General features: G+C 61.6%; 14 protein-coding genes. 9 read left to right on the forward strand and 5 right to left on the reverse strand.

Translation table 11 applies throughout. The features are described 5' to 3' along the window. Positions 1 to 13 precede the first annotated feature (13 nt). The 9 genes from rlmN to BLR94_RS20030 all read left to right on the forward strand — a co-directional run bounded on the left by rlmN (position 14) and on the right by BLR94_RS20030 (position 9,742). Complete coding sequence (gene rlmN / locus BLR94_RS19990; RefSeq protein ID WP_084307672.1) at positions 14 to 1,162, forward strand: dual-specificity RNA methyltransferase RlmN; 1,149 nt, start codon at positions 14 to 16, stop codon at positions 1,160 to 1,162. 10 nt (positions 1,163 to 1,172) lie between these two features. Beyond that, positions 1,173 to 1,937 carry a type IV pilus biogenesis/stability protein PilW gene (pilW, locus tag BLR94_RS19995; RefSeq protein WP_084307671.1) on the forward strand — a complete coding sequence of 255 codons (765 nt, stop codon included), beginning with the start codon at positions 1,173 to 1,175 and terminating at the stop codon, positions 1,935 to 1,937. Then, positions 1,934 to 2,956, forward strand: coding sequence for a RodZ domain-containing protein (locus BLR94_RS20000; protein WP_084307670.1), 1,023 nt, complete (start codon positions 1,934 to 1,936; stop codon positions 2,954 to 2,956). The genes pilW and BLR94_RS20000 overlap by 4 nt, the downstream gene beginning before the upstream one ends. 1 nt (position 2,957) lies before the next feature. Continuing rightward, the gene (gene ispG / locus BLR94_RS20005) at positions 2,958 to 4,070 is read left to right on the forward strand and encodes a flavodoxin-dependent (E)-4-hydroxy-3-methylbut-2-enyl-diphosphate synthase (protein WP_084307669.1); all 1,113 of its coding nucleotides are present in this window, start codon (positions 2,958 to 2,960) and stop codon (positions 4,068 to 4,070) included. Between the two features lie 20 nt (positions 4,071 to 4,090). Then, complete coding sequence (gene hisS, locus BLR94_RS20010) at positions 4,091 to 5,380, forward strand: histidine--tRNA ligase (protein WP_084307668.1); 1,290 nt, start codon at positions 4,091 to 4,093, stop codon at positions 5,378 to 5,380. 34 nt (positions 5,381 to 5,414) lie between these two features. Continuing rightward, positions 5,415 to 6,053 (forward strand): tetratricopeptide repeat protein, encoded by a 639-nt coding sequence (locus BLR94_RS20015; RefSeq protein ID WP_084307783.1) that lies wholly within the window; start codon positions 5,415 to 5,417, stop codon positions 6,051 to 6,053. Further along, positions 6,046 to 7,197 carry an outer membrane protein assembly factor BamB gene (gene bamB / locus BLR94_RS20020; protein WP_084307667.1) on the forward strand — a complete coding sequence of 384 codons (1,152 nt, stop codon included), beginning with the start codon at positions 6,046 to 6,048 and terminating at the stop codon, positions 7,195 to 7,197. The genes BLR94_RS20015 and bamB overlap by 8 nt, the downstream gene beginning before the upstream one ends. A gap of 116 nt (positions 7,198 to 7,313) precedes the next feature. Next, entirely contained in the window at positions 7,314 to 8,786 is a 1,473-nt protein-coding gene (gene der / locus BLR94_RS20025) for a ribosome biogenesis GTPase Der (protein WP_084307666.1), read from the forward strand. 278 nt (positions 8,787 to 9,064) lie between these two features. Next, positions 9,065 to 9,742: a type 1 glutamine amidotransferase domain-containing protein gene (locus BLR94_RS20030; RefSeq protein WP_084307665.1), complete on the forward strand. Its 678-nt coding sequence runs from the start codon at positions 9,065 to 9,067 to the stop codon at positions 9,740 to 9,742. Positions 9,743 to 9,868: 126 nt separating this feature from the next. On the opposite strand, the gene BLR94_RS20035 is transcribed toward BLR94_RS20030, so the two are convergent. The 5 genes from BLR94_RS20035 to BLR94_RS20060 form a co-directional block, all read right to left on the reverse strand. After that, positions 9,869 to 10,867, reverse strand: a complete 999-nt coding sequence (locus BLR94_RS20035; protein WP_084307782.1) for a LacI family DNA-binding transcriptional regulator — start codon at positions 10,865 to 10,867, stop codon at positions 9,869 to 9,871. Positions 10,868 to 10,958: 91 nt separating this feature from the next. Beyond that, positions 10,959 to 12,434 (reverse strand): glycoside hydrolase family 32 protein, encoded by a 1,476-nt coding sequence (locus BLR94_RS20040; RefSeq protein WP_084307664.1) that lies wholly within the window; start codon positions 12,432 to 12,434, stop codon positions 10,959 to 10,961. 23 nt (positions 12,435 to 12,457) lie between these two features. Next, a complete protein-coding gene (locus BLR94_RS20045; RefSeq protein WP_084307663.1) occupies positions 12,458 to 13,747 on the reverse strand; it encodes an oligosaccharide MFS transporter in 1,290 nt (429 codons plus the stop codon). A gap of 496 nt (positions 13,748 to 14,243) precedes the next feature. After that, on the reverse strand, positions 14,244 to 14,519 hold the full coding sequence (locus tag BLR94_RS20050; protein ID WP_084307662.1) for a hypothetical protein: 276 nt from the start codon (positions 14,517 to 14,519) through the stop codon (positions 14,244 to 14,246). Positions 14,520 to 15,451: 932 nt separating this feature from the next. Further along, positions 15,452 to 15,758: IS3 family transposase (locus tag BLR94_RS20060; RefSeq protein ID WP_139207451.1), on the reverse strand; the 307-nt coding region annotated here is incomplete at its 5' end.

The raw sequence follows: 15,758 nt of genomic DNA on the forward strand, positions 1-15,758 counted from the left end.
CGAAGGTGACGTCATGACCGACACGAATGGCAAAATCAACCTGCTGGGCCTGACCCAGCCGGAAATGGAGCAGTTCTTCGACAGCATCGGAGAGAAGCGCTTCCGTGCCGGTCAGGTCATGAAGTGGATTCATCACTTCGGCGTCGATGATTTCGCCGCCATGACCAACGTCGGCAAGGCCTTGCGCGAGAAGCTCGAGGCCGCTGCCTACATTCGCGGGCCCGAAGTGGTCAGCGAAGATATTTCTTCCGATGGCACCCGCAAGTGGGTCGTGCGTGTGGCATCGGGCAGCTGCGTGGAAACCGTGTACATCCCCCAGGGCGGGCGTGGCACCCTGTGCGTTTCTTCGCAGGCCGGCTGTGCCCTGGACTGCAGCTTCTGCTCCACGGGCAAGCAGGGTTTCAACAGCGACCTGACCAGTGCCGAGATCATCGGCCAGGTGTGGGTCGCCAACAAGTCGTTCGGCAGCGTACCGGCGAAGATCGACCGTGCCATCACCAACGTGGTGATGATGGGGATGGGCGAGCCGCTGTTGAACTTCGACAACGTGGTCGCCGCCATGAAAATCATGATGGACGACCTCGGTTATGGCATCTCCAAGCGCAAGGTGACCCTGTCCACGTCCGGCGTGGTGCCGATGATCGACAAGCTGGCCGAGGTCATCGACGTGTCCCTGGCGTTGTCGCTGCACGCGCCGAACGACGAATTGCGCAGCCAGTTGGTGCCGATCAACAAGAAGTATCCACTTGCTGTGTTGTTGGCGGCCTGCAAGCGTTATATCTCTCGCCTGGGCGAGAAACGTGTGCTGACAATCGAGTACACCCTGCTCAAGGACGTGAACGATAAACTCGAGCACGCCGAGCAGATGGTCGCGTTGCTGGCGGACGTACCCTGCAAGATCAATCTGATTCCGTTCAATCCGTTTCCCCATTCGGGTTATGAACGTCCCAGTAACAATGCCATTCGTCGCTTCCAGGAGCGCTTGCAAAAAGCCGGTCACAACGTCACGGTGCGCACCACGCGCGGTGAAGATATCGACGCGGCGTGCGGGCAACTGGTCGGCCAGGTCATGGACCGCACTCGTCGCAGCGAACGTTACATCGCCGTGCGTCAATTGAGCGGCGATGCCGATGTGCCGCGTCCTGCCGCCAGCCGTACCTGAGAGGATCTCCATGACCGTGCTGCGCCCCCTGCTGTTTCTGCTGAGTGCAAGTCTGCTCACCGCCTGTGTGTCCACCGGTGACGTAGACCCGATGAAAACCACCGAAGGCCGCAAGAAGGCTTACGACTCTTTCGTCCAGCTTGGCATTGGCTATCTGCAGCAGGGTGAAACCGGGCCGGCCAAGGTGCCGTTGAAGAACGCGCTGGACATCGACGCTTCTGCTCCCGATGCCCACGCCGTGCTGGCCCTGGTATTCCAGCGTGAGATGGAACCGCAACTGGCCGACGAACACTTTCGCAAGTCGCTGTCGAAGAATCCCAAGGACGCTCGCCTGCTGAACAATTACGCCGGTTTCCTGTTCGAGCAGAAGCGCTACAAGGAAGCCCAGCAGCGTTACAGCCTGGCCGCCGAGGACAGCCTCTACCCGGAGCGCGCCCGGGTGTTCGAGAATCTGGGCATGACGGCCATGATGCTCAAGCAGCGTGACGAGGCCAAAGGTTATTTCGAGCGCTCGCTACGCCTCAACAACCGCCAGCCGCGTGCGCTGTTGGAGATGGCGAACCTCTCCTATGAAGACAAACAGTACGTCCCGGCGCGTGGTTATTATGACGCCTACAGCGCCATCGCCGAGCAGAACGCCCGCAGCCTGTTGCTGGGGGCTCGGCTGGCCACGATCTTCGAGGATCGTGACCGCGCCGCCAGCCTCGGCCTGCAGTTGAAACGTCTTTATCCCGGTACGCCGGAGTATCAGCAATATCTGTCGGAGCAAAGATGAAAGCGGCCCAACCTGAAGTTGCAGCAGCTCATCGTGTCAATCCTGGTGAAGCCCTGCGTGCGGAACGTGAGAGCAGGAACTGGTCGGTCGGCGAAGTCGCGACCCAACTGAACCTCACGCCAATGCGCCTGACCCAGCTGGAGGCCGGCGAGTTCGACAAGCTGCCGGGCAATACCTTCGCCCGTGGTTATATCCGCGCCTATGCCAAGCTGCTGGGCCTGGAACAGGCCCCCCTGGTCGCCGACTTCGATCGGTTCACCGGCAGCAATGCCACGGGCAGCAGTGTGCACGCCCTGGGGCGTATCGAAGAACCGACACGTTACTCGCAAAGCATCTTGCGTCTGGTCAGTTTCCTGCTGTTGCTCGGGGTGGGCGGTGCCTGCTTCTACTGGTGGCAGGACCAGGGCTGGCAGTTCGACGACCTGAAGGGCGTGGGCCTGGGGCATGTCGAAGTCGATGGTGCCGACGGCAGCACGCAGATCCATCCCCTCGAAGAGCCGGAAGATCAGGCCGTGGCAGAAGCACAGAGCCAAGGTACTGAACTACCGTTGCCCGGTGTGCCTGCCGAATCGTCAGGCAGTGCTGCCGAGACTCCGCCGCCAGCCACGGCCGGCGAGCTGCTGGAGCAGAATCCTCCTGCCGGCCAGGCCGCTCCGACCGCACCAGCCGATCCGCTGCCGCCTGCCCAGTCGGGCACACCCGCTCCCAGTGCGCCGGCCTCGCCTGCGGCCCCCGCTGCCGCAGCCGCTCAGCCGCAGGCGCCGGTCGCCGCGGGCGAAGGTTTGGTGAGCCTCAAGTTCACCGCCGACTGCTGGGTTCAGGTGACCGATGCCACGGGCAAGGTGGTCGCCAGCGGCCTGAAACGATCCGGCGACAGCCTCGATGCCCGTGGCAAGGCACCCCTCGAGTTGCGTCTGGGCTTCGCCCGTGGCGCCCAGGTGACCTATAACGGCGCTGCCGTCGATGTAACGCCGCACATCTCCGGTGAAACCGCACGCTTGAAGTTGGGTGGGCAGTAATATGCACGGTGAATCACCGATCAAACGCCGTCCATCCCGCAAGATCTGGGTTGGCAAGGTACCGGTAGGGGGCGATGCGCCCATCGCCGTACAGAGCATGACCAATACCGACACCAATGATGTCGCCGCCACCGTCGAGCAGATCCGTCGCCTCGAAGCGGCCGGTGCCGACATCGTGCGCGTATCCGTGCCGGACATGGACGCTGCCGAAGCCTTTGGCCGCATCAAGCAGCAGGTCAACCTGCCGTTGGTGGCGGACATTCACTTCGATTACCTGATCGCCCTGCGTGTGGCCGAGCTGGGCGTCGACTGTCTGCGCATCAACCCCGGCAACATCGGCCGCGAGGATCGGGTCAAGGCGGTGGTCGAGGCCGCCCGCGACAAGGGCATCCCGATCCGCATCGGCGTGAACGCCGGTTCGCTGGAAAAAGACCTGCAGAAGAAATACGGCGAGCCGACCCCTGAAGCACTGGTCGAATCCGCACTGCGTCACGTGGAGCACCTCGACCGCCTGAACTTCCCTGACTTCAAGGTCAGCGTGAAGGCCTCCGACGTGTTCATGGCCGTCGAAGCCTATCGTCTGCTCGCCAAGCAGATCGAACAGCCGCTGCACTTGGGCATCACCGAAGCCGGTGGCCTGCGCTCCGGTACCGTGAAGTCCTCCGTCGGCCTGGGCATGCTGCTCGCCGATGGCATTGGCGACACCATCCGCATTTCTCTGGCCGCCGACCCGGTGGAAGAGATCAAGGTCGGCTTCGATATTCTCAAGTCGTTGCGCCTGCGCTCGCGGGGTATCAACTTCATCGCCTGCCCAAGCTGCTCGCGCCAGAACTTCGATGTGGTCAAGACCATGAACGAGCTGGAAACCCGCGTCGAGGACCTGCTGGTGCCTCTGGACGTCGCGGTGATCGGCTGCGTGGTGAACGGCCCGGGCGAAGCCAAGGAGGCCCACATCGGCCTTACCGGCGGCAGCCCGAACAACCTGGTCTACATCGACGGCAAGCCCGTCTCGAAACTGACCAACACCAACCTGGTGGATGAGCTGGAACGGCTGATCCGCACAAAGGCGGCCGAGAAGGTCGCAGCCGACGCGGCCGTGATCGTGCGCGGCTGACCCGTGCCTAAGGAAAACAAGTGAGCAAGTCCCTGCAAGCCATCCGTGGCATGAACGATATCCTGCCGCAGCAGACCCCAGCCTGGCGTTACCTGGAAACCACCCTGGCAGAGCTGCTGGACAACTACGGCTATCAGGAAATGCGTCTGCCGATCCTCGAGTTCACCGAACTGTTCGCCCGCGGTATAGGCGAAGGCACCGATGTGGTCGACAAGGAGATGTACACCTTCCTCGACCGCAACAACGAATCCCTGACCCTGCGCCCCGAAGGCACTGCCGGTTGCGTGCGCGCCGTGCTCGAGCATGGCATGACCGGTGGTGGCCAGGTGCAGAAGCTCTGGTACGCCGGCCCCATGTTTCGCTACGAGAAGCCGCAGAAGGGCCGTTATCGCCAGTTCCACCAGATCGGTGTCGAAGTCTTCAACCTGCCGGGGCCGGACATCGATGCCGAGCTGATCATCCTGACCTGGCGCCTGTGGAAGCAGCTGGGCCTAGCTGATGCGGTGACCCTGCAGCTCAACAGCCTGGGCTCCAGCGAGGCCCGCGCGGTGTATCGCGATGCGCTGGTGGCCTATCTGCGCGAGCGCTTCGACCAGCTCGACGAGGACAGCCAACGCCGCCTGACCACCAATCCGCTGCGGATTCTCGACAGCAAGGTGGCCGCCACCCAGGCGCTGCTCGCCGACGCGCCGACCCTGCACGACTATTTGGACGAAGAGTCCCGCGTGCATTTCGAGGGTCTCAAGGCGCGCCTCGATGCCGTCGGTATCGCCTACGAGATCAACCCCAAGTTGGTACGGGGCCTGGATTACTACGGTCGCACCGTGTTCGAGTGGGTCACCGACAAGCTCGGTTCCCAGGGCACCGTATGTGCCGGTGGCCGCTACGATGGCCTGATAACCCAGTTCGGCGGTAAACCGACTCCGGGTGTCGGCTTCGCCATGGGCGTCGAGCGACTGGTGTTGCTGCTGGAGACCCTGCAGCGGGTGCCCGCCGAGCTGAACCGCACGGCAGATGCCTTCATCTGTGCCTTTGGCGAGCCAGCCGAGCTGGCCGCCCTGGCCCTGGCAGAAAACCTGCGCAGTGAGGTTCCGGGGTTGCGGCTGCTGGTGAATGCCGGTGGGGGCAGCTTCAAGAGCCAGTTCAAGAAAGCCGACAAGAGCGGAGCCCTGTATGCTCTGATCCTGGGTGAGGACGAACTGGCCAAGCGCGTGGTAGGTTGCAAACCTTTGCGCGATGACAGCGAACAACAAAGCATTGCCTGGTCGGATCTGGCCGGCCATCTGGCGTCCTGCACCAAGCAGGCTTGAGCGATTTAGCGATTAAGGAGTATCTGGGGTGGCGTTGAACAGCGATGATGATGAACTGGCCGGCCTGAAGGACTGGTGGCAGCGTAACGGCAAGCCGCTGCTGGCTGGCGGCGTACTGGCACTGATCGCGGTATTCGGTTGGCAGGCTTGGCAGAAGTACCAGAGCAATCAGGCTCAGGGTGCTTCGGTGATCTACCAGCAACTGCTCGAATCGGCCCTTACCCCGAGCGGTCAACCCGATGCCGCCAAAGTGGCGGCGCTGTCGGGACAATTGAAGAGCGATTTCGGCGGTACCCAGTACGCTCAATACGGAAGCCTGTTCGTGGCCAAGGTCGCGGTCGAGTCTGGCAAACTGGACGACGCCGCCGCCGAATTGCGCAGCGTGGTCGACAAGCCGGCCAATGACACCCTCGGTGAACTGGCCCGACAGCGTCTGGCTCGCGTGCTGGCTGCCCAGGACAAGGCCGAAGAGGGCCTGAAGCTGCTCGAGGGCGATGCTGACCAGGCTTACCTGGCCAGTCGCGAAGAACTCAAGGGCGACCTGTTGGTGAAGCTGGGCCGTACCGACGATGCCCATGCTGCTTATGTGAAAGCCAAGGGTGCACTGTCTGAAGAGGCGGCCGTTGGTGGTCTGCAGATGAAGATCGACGACCTGGCCAAAGGGGATGCATGACGTGAAGCGTTGGAAGAGTGCCGCAATGCTGGCCCTGGCCGTACTGGTCGTTGGTTGCAGCAGCAATAGCAAGAAAGAATTGCCTCCTGCCGAACTGCCTGATTTCAAGACGGAAGTGACGTTGCAGAAAGAATGGAGCCGCTCGATCGGCAACGGGCAGGGCGACATTTACAACATGCTCGAGCCGGTGGTCGACGGCGAGCAGATCATTGCCGCCGACGTCGAAGGGCTGATCGTTTCCATGGAGCGCACCACTGGCAAGGTGTCCTGGAAAAAGGAACTGGAGGTACCGGTTTCCGGTGCCGTGGCCGCTGGTTATGGCATGGTCGTGGTCGGCACCCTCAAGGGGGAAGTGATCGCCCTGGACGCCGCCACGGGTGAAGAGAAATGGCGCGCCAAGGTGCCGAGCGAAGTGCTCTCTGCGCCGGCCATCGGCAGCGACACCGTACTGGTACAGACCCAGGACGACACCTTGGTCGCTCTCGACGCCTACAGCGGCCAGCAGCGCTGGATCTTCGAAAACACCCCGGCGGTACTGACCCTGCGTGGCACCGGCAGCCCGATACTGACCAATCAGTTGGCCATCGCCGGCCTGTCCAGTGGAAAGGTCGTGGCCCTGGACGCCCAGCGTGGCATACCGGTGTGGGAGCAACGTGTCGCCATTCCGCAAGGCCGTTCCGAGCTGGATCGCATCGTCGACATCGACGGAGGGCTGCTGCTCTCCGGTGGCCAGTTGTACGTGGTGACCTATCAGGGCCGTGTCGCGGCTCTCGATCTGCAAAGCGGCCGCGTGTTGTGGCAGCGCGAGGCCTCCAGTTCCATGGGCGTGGCTCAGGGCTTCGGCAACGTCTACGTGACCCTGGCCAACGGCACCGTGGAAAGCATCGACGAGCGCTCGGCCTCGGCCCTGTGGAGCAACGATGCACTGGCTCGTCGCCAACTGTCAGCACCTCAGGTTTTCTCCAGCTACGTCGCATTCGGTGACTTTGAGGGCTACCTCCACCTGGTCAGCCAGGTCGATGGTCGGTTCGTCGGGCGTATCCGTATCGACAGCGATGGCCTGCGTGCCCGTCCCCTGGTGGTTGGTGACTGGCTGTACGCCTTCGGCAACGGCGGCAAACTGGTGGCCTTGACCATCAAGTGAGCCCCTGTTCCGCTCGCCCGGCCACGGCCGGGCGAGCGGGGCGGATAGTGCAGATTTGTGGCCGCTGCCTGTGCAGCGGCTTTTGTATTTTCTGAAATAACGAAGTGGAGAGCCGAATGGTTCCCGTAATTGCCCTGGTGGGTCGGCCGAACGTCGGCAAGTCCACCCTGTTCAACCGCCTGACTCGCACCCGCGACGCGATCGTCGGTGACCTTTCCGGTCTTACCCGCGACCGCCAGTACGGCGAGGCCAAATGGCAGGGGCGTACTTATATCGTGATCGACACCGGCGGTATTTCCGGTGACGAAGAAGGCATCGACGCGAAGATGGCCGAGCAGTCCCTGCAGGCCATCGAAGAAGCCGACGCCGTGCTGTTTCTGGTCGACGCCCGTGCGGGGCTTTCCGCCTCCGATCAGATGATTGGCGAGCACTTGCGCAAGCGTAACAAGCGCAGCTTCCTGGTGGTCAACAAGGTCGACAACCTCGACCCGGATCTGGCCCGCGCTGAATTCGCCCCGCTGGGCATGGGCGAAGCCCTGGCCATCGCCGGTGCTCACGGCCGTGGCATCACCCAGATGCTCGAAGCGGCACTGGGTAGCTTCCCCAAGGACGCCGGCGAACCTGAAGAGGGCGAGGAGGCCGAAGTGGTCGCCGAGGGCGAGGAAGCGAAGCGCATTCCCGGCCCTAGCGAGAAGGACGGCATCAAGCTGGCCATCATCGGTCGTCCCAACGTCGGCAAGTCGACCCTGGTCAACCGTATGCTCGGTGAAGACCGGGTGATCGTCTACGATCAGGCTGGCACCACCCGCGACAGTATCTACATCCCCTTCGAGCGCGATGACGAGAAATACACCCTGATCGATACCGCCGGGGTGCGTCGCCGCGGCAAGATCTTCGAGGCGGTGGAAAAGTTCTCGGTGGTCAAGACCCTGCAGGCGATCCAGGATTCCAATGTCGTGGTGTTCGTTATGGACGCCCGCGAAGGCGTGGTCGACCACGATCTCAACCTGCTCGGCTTCGTGCTCGAGAGTGGCCGTGCTCTGGTCATTGCTCTCAACAAGTGGGACGGCATGGAGCCCAGCGAGCGCGACTACGTGAAGACCGAGCTGCAACGCCGGTTGTTCTTCGTCGACTTCGCTGACATCCACTTCATCTCGGCGCTGCACGGCACCGGCGTCGGTCATCTGTACAAGTCGGTGCAGGCCTCGTTCCAGTCGGCGATCACCCGTTGGCCGACCAGCCGCCTGACGCAGATCCTCGAGGATGCAGTACGCGAGCACCAGCCGCCTCTGGTCAATGGCCGCCGTATCAAGCTGCGTTATGCCCACCTCGGTGGCGCCAACCCGCCGTTGATCGTGATCCACGGTAACCAGGTCGATGCCGTGCCACGTGCCTACTCCCGGTACCTGGAAAACACCTACCGTCGCGTGCTCAAACTGGTTGGTACGCCAATCCGCATCGAATACAAGGGCGGCGAGAACCCCTACGAGGGCAACAAGAACACCCTCACCGATCGCCAGGTGAACAAGAAGCGCCGTCTGATGAGCCACCACAAGAAGGCCGAGAAGAAGCGCAAGGACAAGCGTTGAGCGATGTTCCAGTGCGGTCAGCCCCTTGTAGGCTTTGGTCGCTTCAGGAGAAAGGGGCAGCGACAGGCGTAGCTGCCCCTTTCTTCGTTCCAGCCCCCAGGTATCGAGCCGGGTGCACAGGGCAGGGCAGGGGCCAGTTTGCCTGCCTCGTTCCCCGCCTGTGTCGTACCGCGTCTTCGTTGACCGGCTGCATGGGCCATAACGTGTAAAGCATCGGGCACTCCAGAGCCTTTCAGGCGACTAATCAAGAACCCTACAGCGACAAGAAGGATTTCATGATGAAAATACTGATGGTGCTGACCTCCCACGATCAGCTAGGCAACACCGGGGCGAAAACCGGCTTCTGGCTTGAAGAGTTCGCCGCGCCTTACTATCTGTTCAAGGATGCCGGCGCCGAGGTGGTACTGGCATCCCCAGCAGGGGGCCAACCGCCGCTGGACCCGAAGAGCGACCAAGCGCAGTTCCAGACCGCGCTGACCCAACGTTTCAAGGCTGACCCGCAGGCACAAACGCATCTGGCCAGTACCCTGAAGCTGGAAACCGTCAATCAGCAGGAATTCGACACGCTCTTCTACCCAGGCGGCCACGGCCCGCTGTGGGACCTGGCCGAGTCGCGACTGTCCATCAGTCTGATCGAAGCCTTCGCGCGCGCCGGCAAGCCCATCGGCTTCGTTTGCCACGCCCCTGGTGTGCTGCGTCACGTCAAAGCCGCCGATGGCTCACCGTTGATCAAGGGCCGTCGCGTAACCGGCTTCACCAACGGCGAAGAAGCCGGCGTGGGACTGACCGACGTGGTGCCCTTCCTGATCGAGGACGAGTTCCAGGCACTTGGCGGCAAGTACGAAAAGGGCCCGGACTGGGCACCCTTCGTGGTCGAGGATGGCAGGCTGGTTACCGGCCAGAACCCGGCCAGTTCGGAAGGGGTCGCCAAGGCCCTGCTCGCCCAGCTCCAGTAACGGCTGAGCAGCGCTGAATCGGGCAGGTTCAGTTCGGTAGGGGGGGCGGCAGGCCATCGGCAAGGCGCTACGAGCCAGGCCGGTCGGTAGGGTCCGGCAGCAGGCTGCGGCTCGTAGACCCGTTCATCAGCATGAATCACGGGCAATGAGTGGGCAGGCAACTCTGTGAATCGTATTGTCGTCCCGGCTTTCGATCAGATGCCGCGCTGCACGGCGGCCCATTTCGTAATAGGGCAGTTGCACTGTGCTCAGGGGAGGGTAGAACAGTTCGGCGATGCCAATCATGTTGTCGTAGCCGAGAACCGCCACATCCTCTGGAATGCGCAGGCCGCGACCGAGCAGGTACTGATAGGCGACCAGGGCGATACGGTCGTTGCCACAAACCAGCAGATCGAAAGCCGGTTTGCCCCTGGAGCCGAGCAATTGGTGTTCCAGGGCCAGCCGTGTTTCCTGATAGGCGTCATCGGTGGACAGGTCGTATTGGTGAACGCTGTCCATGGCAATACCGGCCTCCGTGAGGGCGCGGAGCAACCCTTGCTGGCGCCATTGCCTGGCCAGGCTGCTGCGCGGCAGGTTGATGCACAGTGGCTTGCGGTAGCCTCGTTTCAGTGCCTGCCCTATGGCCTGATACTGACCTTCCTCGTCGTCGGGTATGTAGCAGGCGACGCCAGGTACCGAACTGATGCAGTTGCTCAACACCAGCGGCAGGCTGCGCAATACCTGGGGAATTTGCACGCTGCGTAACTGCATGGTGCTGAAGATGATTCCGTCAGGTTGATGGGAGAGCATCAGGTCGATGGTTTGCTGACTCGGCGGCGCTTCGAACAGGTTGAGGATGAAAAGGTTCCAGCCGGTATCTCGTGCCGTGCGCTCCATCGAAAGGAGCATTTCCACGGCGAAGGGGGTGGTCGCGGTATCCAGCGCAAAGACGCCGATGGTCTTGCCCCGGGAGTGACCGCCGCGGGTCCTGCGGGCGGAAAGGCTGGGAACATAACCCAGAGTCTCGACCGCCTGGCGAACTTTCGCCAGGGTTTCCTGGTTCAGCTTTTCCGGGGTGTTGAGTGCCCTGGAAACGGTCATCAAGGACACCCCGGCCAGCCGTGCGACATCTTTAACCGAAGCCATTCCGGAGCCCTTGTTTTTCTGGCCAGGCATCATGTCATGCTTGTTGAAAGCATGACAAGGCGCTGCCCGGTGCCTGTCCCCGTCCGCTGTATCAGCGTTGGGTATCGGCCAGCTCCCAGGTTGAAGCCTCCCCGAACAGCCCGATCCCATTGACGGCGAAAGCGCTGGCCCGGAGGCTGTCGGGCCGTGGATAAATCCGGCTGGTAAGGCTATAGGCACCGTCGTCGACGAACACCTCTATGGACGAGCGATCGAGAAAAATCCGCAGCGCGATATGCGTTTGCCCGGTAGCCACGGGGACGCTGCGAACGCCGCTCACGCCCGCGCCCGCGTATTGCCGGTCGAGCACCAGGCGTCGGGCCATGGCATCGAAATACAGCAAGGTGCGCTCCTGTCCATCCTCGCTACAGCGTAGCGCCAGGCCAAAGCGTTCGGCACTGCTGCCAGCCAGTTCCAGGACGAGTTCAACTTCCAGTAAGGCGCTCCGTACACCGAGTGAACAGGTGGCAGATTCGATTGCCCCGATCTGCAGCACTTGCTGTGACTGCCTCAATGCTGTCAGTTCACGGGCTGGCCGCATGCGCAGCCGTTCGCCGTCGCGGCTCAGCTCACGGGGCAACGACAACGCGCCGCACCAGTGGTGCGCCTGACTCGGCATCGGACTGTCCCACATATCCATCCATGCCCACAGCAGACGGCGCCCGTCTGGTGCCAGCAGGGTCTGCGCCGCGTAAAAATCGTGGCCATGATCAAGCTCGTGAACCTCGCCGCAAGGGCTAAAGCGTCCGCTGTCGTCAAGCTGGCCGATTCGGTAGCTGTTCTGGAATTTGTTCCATTTATCATAACCACTGGGCTGCAGACCTTGCGGCGAATAGAGAAAAACGTCGCAACCATCGAGTTCGAAGAGATCTGGACATTCCCACATATAGCCGTCCGTTTCACGTCGACCTTGCAGGGCGCAGCCCAGATAATCCCAGTGATGCAGGTCCTCGGAGCGATAGAGCAACAGCTGTGGGTCATCTGCTTGCCGAGCGCCAAGCGCCATCCACCATAGCTCGCCACGTTTCCAGACCTTCGGATCGCGAAAATGCATGATGTGCGGTGCCGGCGGCGTTGCGATGACCGGCCCGTGCTTGTTGAAAGTGAGGCCATCCGTGCTGCTGGCCAGGCATTGGACCTGGAGAATGTTCTGGTCATCACCGGGCTCACCCAGCCAAGTGTGCCCGGTGTAGATCAGATAAAGGGTATCCCCTGCAACCACCGCCGACCCTGAAAAACACCCGCCCTGATCGTAAGCATCGCTGGGTGCCAGGGCGATGGGCAGATGCTCCCAATGCACCAGGTCGCCGCTCTTGGCATGCCCCCAGTGCATCGGCCCCCACTGCGCCGAGTAGGGATGGTGCTGGTAGAACACATGGTATTCACCGCGAAAGCAAACCAGCCCGTTCGGATCATTCATCCATCCCGCTGGCGGCGACAGGTGGTAGCCAAGGCGATAGTCGTCACCACATTCGGGGCGCTTTTTTTCGATGGCTTGATGGGCTTTGTCCAGCCGTGCAGCATGCATGGTTTGCTCCTCTCTAGGGTGTCCTAAGGTTTGTAACGGGTGACGGGCTGAGCAATGGCAGGGAGTTCCAGCGAATCAGTAACCCTGCAAGGGGAGGGCTTGCGGGGCGGGTCCGGGCGCAATAGCGTCAATGACAGCAGCAGGCAGCCGCCGACCAGGCCAGCCATCAGCACGTAAACGCTCGGAAAACCAAAATGGTCGTAGCCGTAGCCCACCAGCGGCGACAGCAGCATCGCGGTCAATTGCTGGGCGAACTGGAACCCCACCAGATAGATCGAAGCGGACAGGCGCGAATCGAAGTTGAACGAAATGTACTTGAATACCGAAACCAGCAGGATTGGCACTTCCAAGGCGTGCAACATCTTGCAGGCGGCGATGGTCCAGGCCTCCATTGCCAGCCCGGAACCAAGAATACGAACGAACATGATGCTACCGGCCAGAATCAATCCGTACTTGGCGCCCGTACGGCTCACCACCCAAGGGGCGACCAGCATCAACGCCGCTTCGAGGAACACCTGCGATGAATTCAGATACCCATACGTTCGGGTGCCCGCCTCCGGGGTCGCGAAGAACGAGGCGAAATACACGGGAAACTGTTGCTCGTAGATCATGTAGACCCCGCTGACCCCGGTCAGGTACAGGCCGAATGCCCAGAAGCGAGGCAGCGTCAGCAATGTCCATAGATCGTGCAGGCGTACTGGGCTGGCTGCAGTCACTCCGGCGACCTGGCGCGGGGCGAATCTGCGCAAATCCAGTTTGTACAGGATCAGCAGGAATGCGGCTCCGGCAGCGCTGCTCAGGTAAAAGGCGATATCCGGGTCGATGTCGAATGCCACGCCCGTCACGCCTGTCGCACTGGCCCAGCCCAGCGAGCCCCACATCCTGCTGGTGCCAAACTCGAAGCCCACGTGCCTCGACAGTCGTTCGGTGTAGGACTCGATCACGCCCACGCCCGCGAGCATGGCCAGTGCCAGGAAAGCCGCACCGACCACCGCCCCCAGTACCACGTTATGAGCCAGCAGGTTGGCATAGACGAAAATCGCGAACGGGGCGCTCGCACAGAGCAGGATGCCAATCCAGGCCAGCAGCTTTTTCGACAGGCCAAGGCGATCCTGGAGGGCGCCATAGAACGGCTGAATCAGTAAGGCGGCAACGGCATTGGCGGCGAAGACAAAGCCGGTTTCAGTACCGTTCAGGCCGATGACCCGATGAAGCCAGATCGAGAACAGCGAGTAGCTGGAAGACCAGGAAAAAAAGAAGAAAAATAGCAAGCCGCTGATAAGCCAATACTCGCGTTTGACGGATAGCTGCATGTGGCGGCCTCTTCTTTTTATTTTAGTTAACGTTAACATTGCAAGCCATTACGCGTTTTCGAACGGCCGCTGTCAAGTGGCGTCGAGCGCAAGAGCAGGCTGTCGGGTGGTCTTTCTCCTCGCGCCGCTATTCAGTCCGTAGCAGTAGGCGCCGACTCCGGTATAGGCCCCGCGACCTATTCAGGTGCGGTGGCCCGGGCGCTGATGGTTACCCGGGGCGGGGCTCCTTCGCTGTATAGACCCGAGGCCAACCGCTGCCTCGCCGGACTGGGCGAAGACGGCGCTCTGCTCGCCAGTGCCGGGTGCGTAACAGCGCAGGCAGGTCGCTGAGGTACCACCGGTTATGAGCCGGCAGGGGCCGTGTCCGCATCGATTGCGGGGATCAGGTTTTCGAGGCGGCGGATAAGATCAGCGCTATCCATGCGCCGAGGATAGAACCCGCGCGCGTAAAACGTACGGCGTGGGCACTATAGCGAGGGAATTTATCAGGGGCGGGTTATGGGCGGCTGCAGATGGGTTTGCCGTTCTGGTCGGCGAGGGGGACGGTCCGCAGTGCGCCATCCGGGGCGATGCCCTGGTAGAGCGCGCAGTTCTTCTGGTCCCACTCGATACGCGCGTCCTGGTAATGCAGTCGAGCATCCGCAGCCTGGAAAGCCTTCACTTCAGCGCTGGGTAGGGCATCATTGCCATAGCCGTGTCTGATTTCTCGTTCATGCTGAGCGCAGCCGACCAGCAAGGTGCCAACAACGGCAAGGGTGGTTATCAGCTTCATTCGTACCTCCTAAGTGACTGAGTCAGTGACAGTGATTCGGGCTCGATGTTGCAACGGGTGAGGGCGGCAGCCGAGGGATTGCCGAACGGTCCGATCTCAGCCAATAGCGGCCGCAGCGATCAGCTACTTGGCCACGATCATGCCACTTTCGTCCACCGCCGCCTGCGCATTGTGGCGCTGATCGAAGCCATTGCCTGTCTTCAAGATCCGCGATTGCGGGTCGGGCGAGCTGCTCTGCGTCTTGGCCTCCGGTCGCCGAACGCCTGCACCGTGTAACCCCACACGTGCGTATCAAAGCCTGCGATGTCGACCTGCTGGCAGGCACTGGGCCTTGAGCACCGCGCTCAGGCAGCGGCTGCCCTGGAAGGCGGCTTCAGCGCAACGGTATACGGCAGATTCGCGCTCGCGCTGCTGGGCGGCATAGAACCCCGAGCGGGTCACGTTCCGCACGCTGCACAGCCGAGAAACACAGGCCTGCTTATGGCGCTGATCAATCGCCTGCTGGATCACTTCAGTTCCCGGGAGAAGGCTGAAGCTTTTTAGCAGGGAGACGTCCTCGTGTAGCCGCTGGTTTTCGCGTTCGAGCCCACGAATACGCTGCTGCTCGGGCGTTAGCCGTTTATCGCCCCTAGGCTGGCCCAGCTTTGCGGCATCGTACTGGACCCACCAGCAGCGCACCGCGCTGTCGACCAGCCCCTGATCAAGTCAGACCTGGGCAACGCTCAGGTTTTTTACTCGCGGATCATCTGCACGATATGCAGTTTGAGGGCCACATCGAAGGTTCTACGGGAATGGGTTGTCATGCTGGTCAACGTCCTCTCCGGGGGAATCATCCCCTATCATGGTGTCCACGGGAATTAGACCAGGACACCTGTCCAATGCCCCGGCGTCAACCGGTCTTCTATCTCTGGGGGTGAATCGCCCCGGCTTTCCTAGACACTTTCCAAGCTCTGGAAATAGCGCTTTTCAAAATCCACTGGCGATAGCTGCATAGCGCTGCTGTGCCGGCGTTTAGGGTTATAAAACATCTCGATGTAATCGAACACATCAGCGCGTGCTTCTTCACGAGTGCCGTAGGTTTTCCGCCTGATGCGTTCGCGCTTCAGCAGTTGGAAAAAGCTCTCTGCCACGGCGTTGTCGTGACAGTTACCGCGCCGGCTCATGCTACTGATTAGGTTGTTGGCCTTGAGGAAACTTTGCCAGTCCAGGCTGCTGAACTGGCTGCCCTGGTCTGAGTGG

The organism is Phytopseudomonas flavescens (assembly GCF_900100535.1).
Taxonomy (GTDB): Bacteria; Pseudomonadota; Gammaproteobacteria; order Pseudomonadales; family Pseudomonadaceae; genus Aquipseudomonas; species Aquipseudomonas flavescens.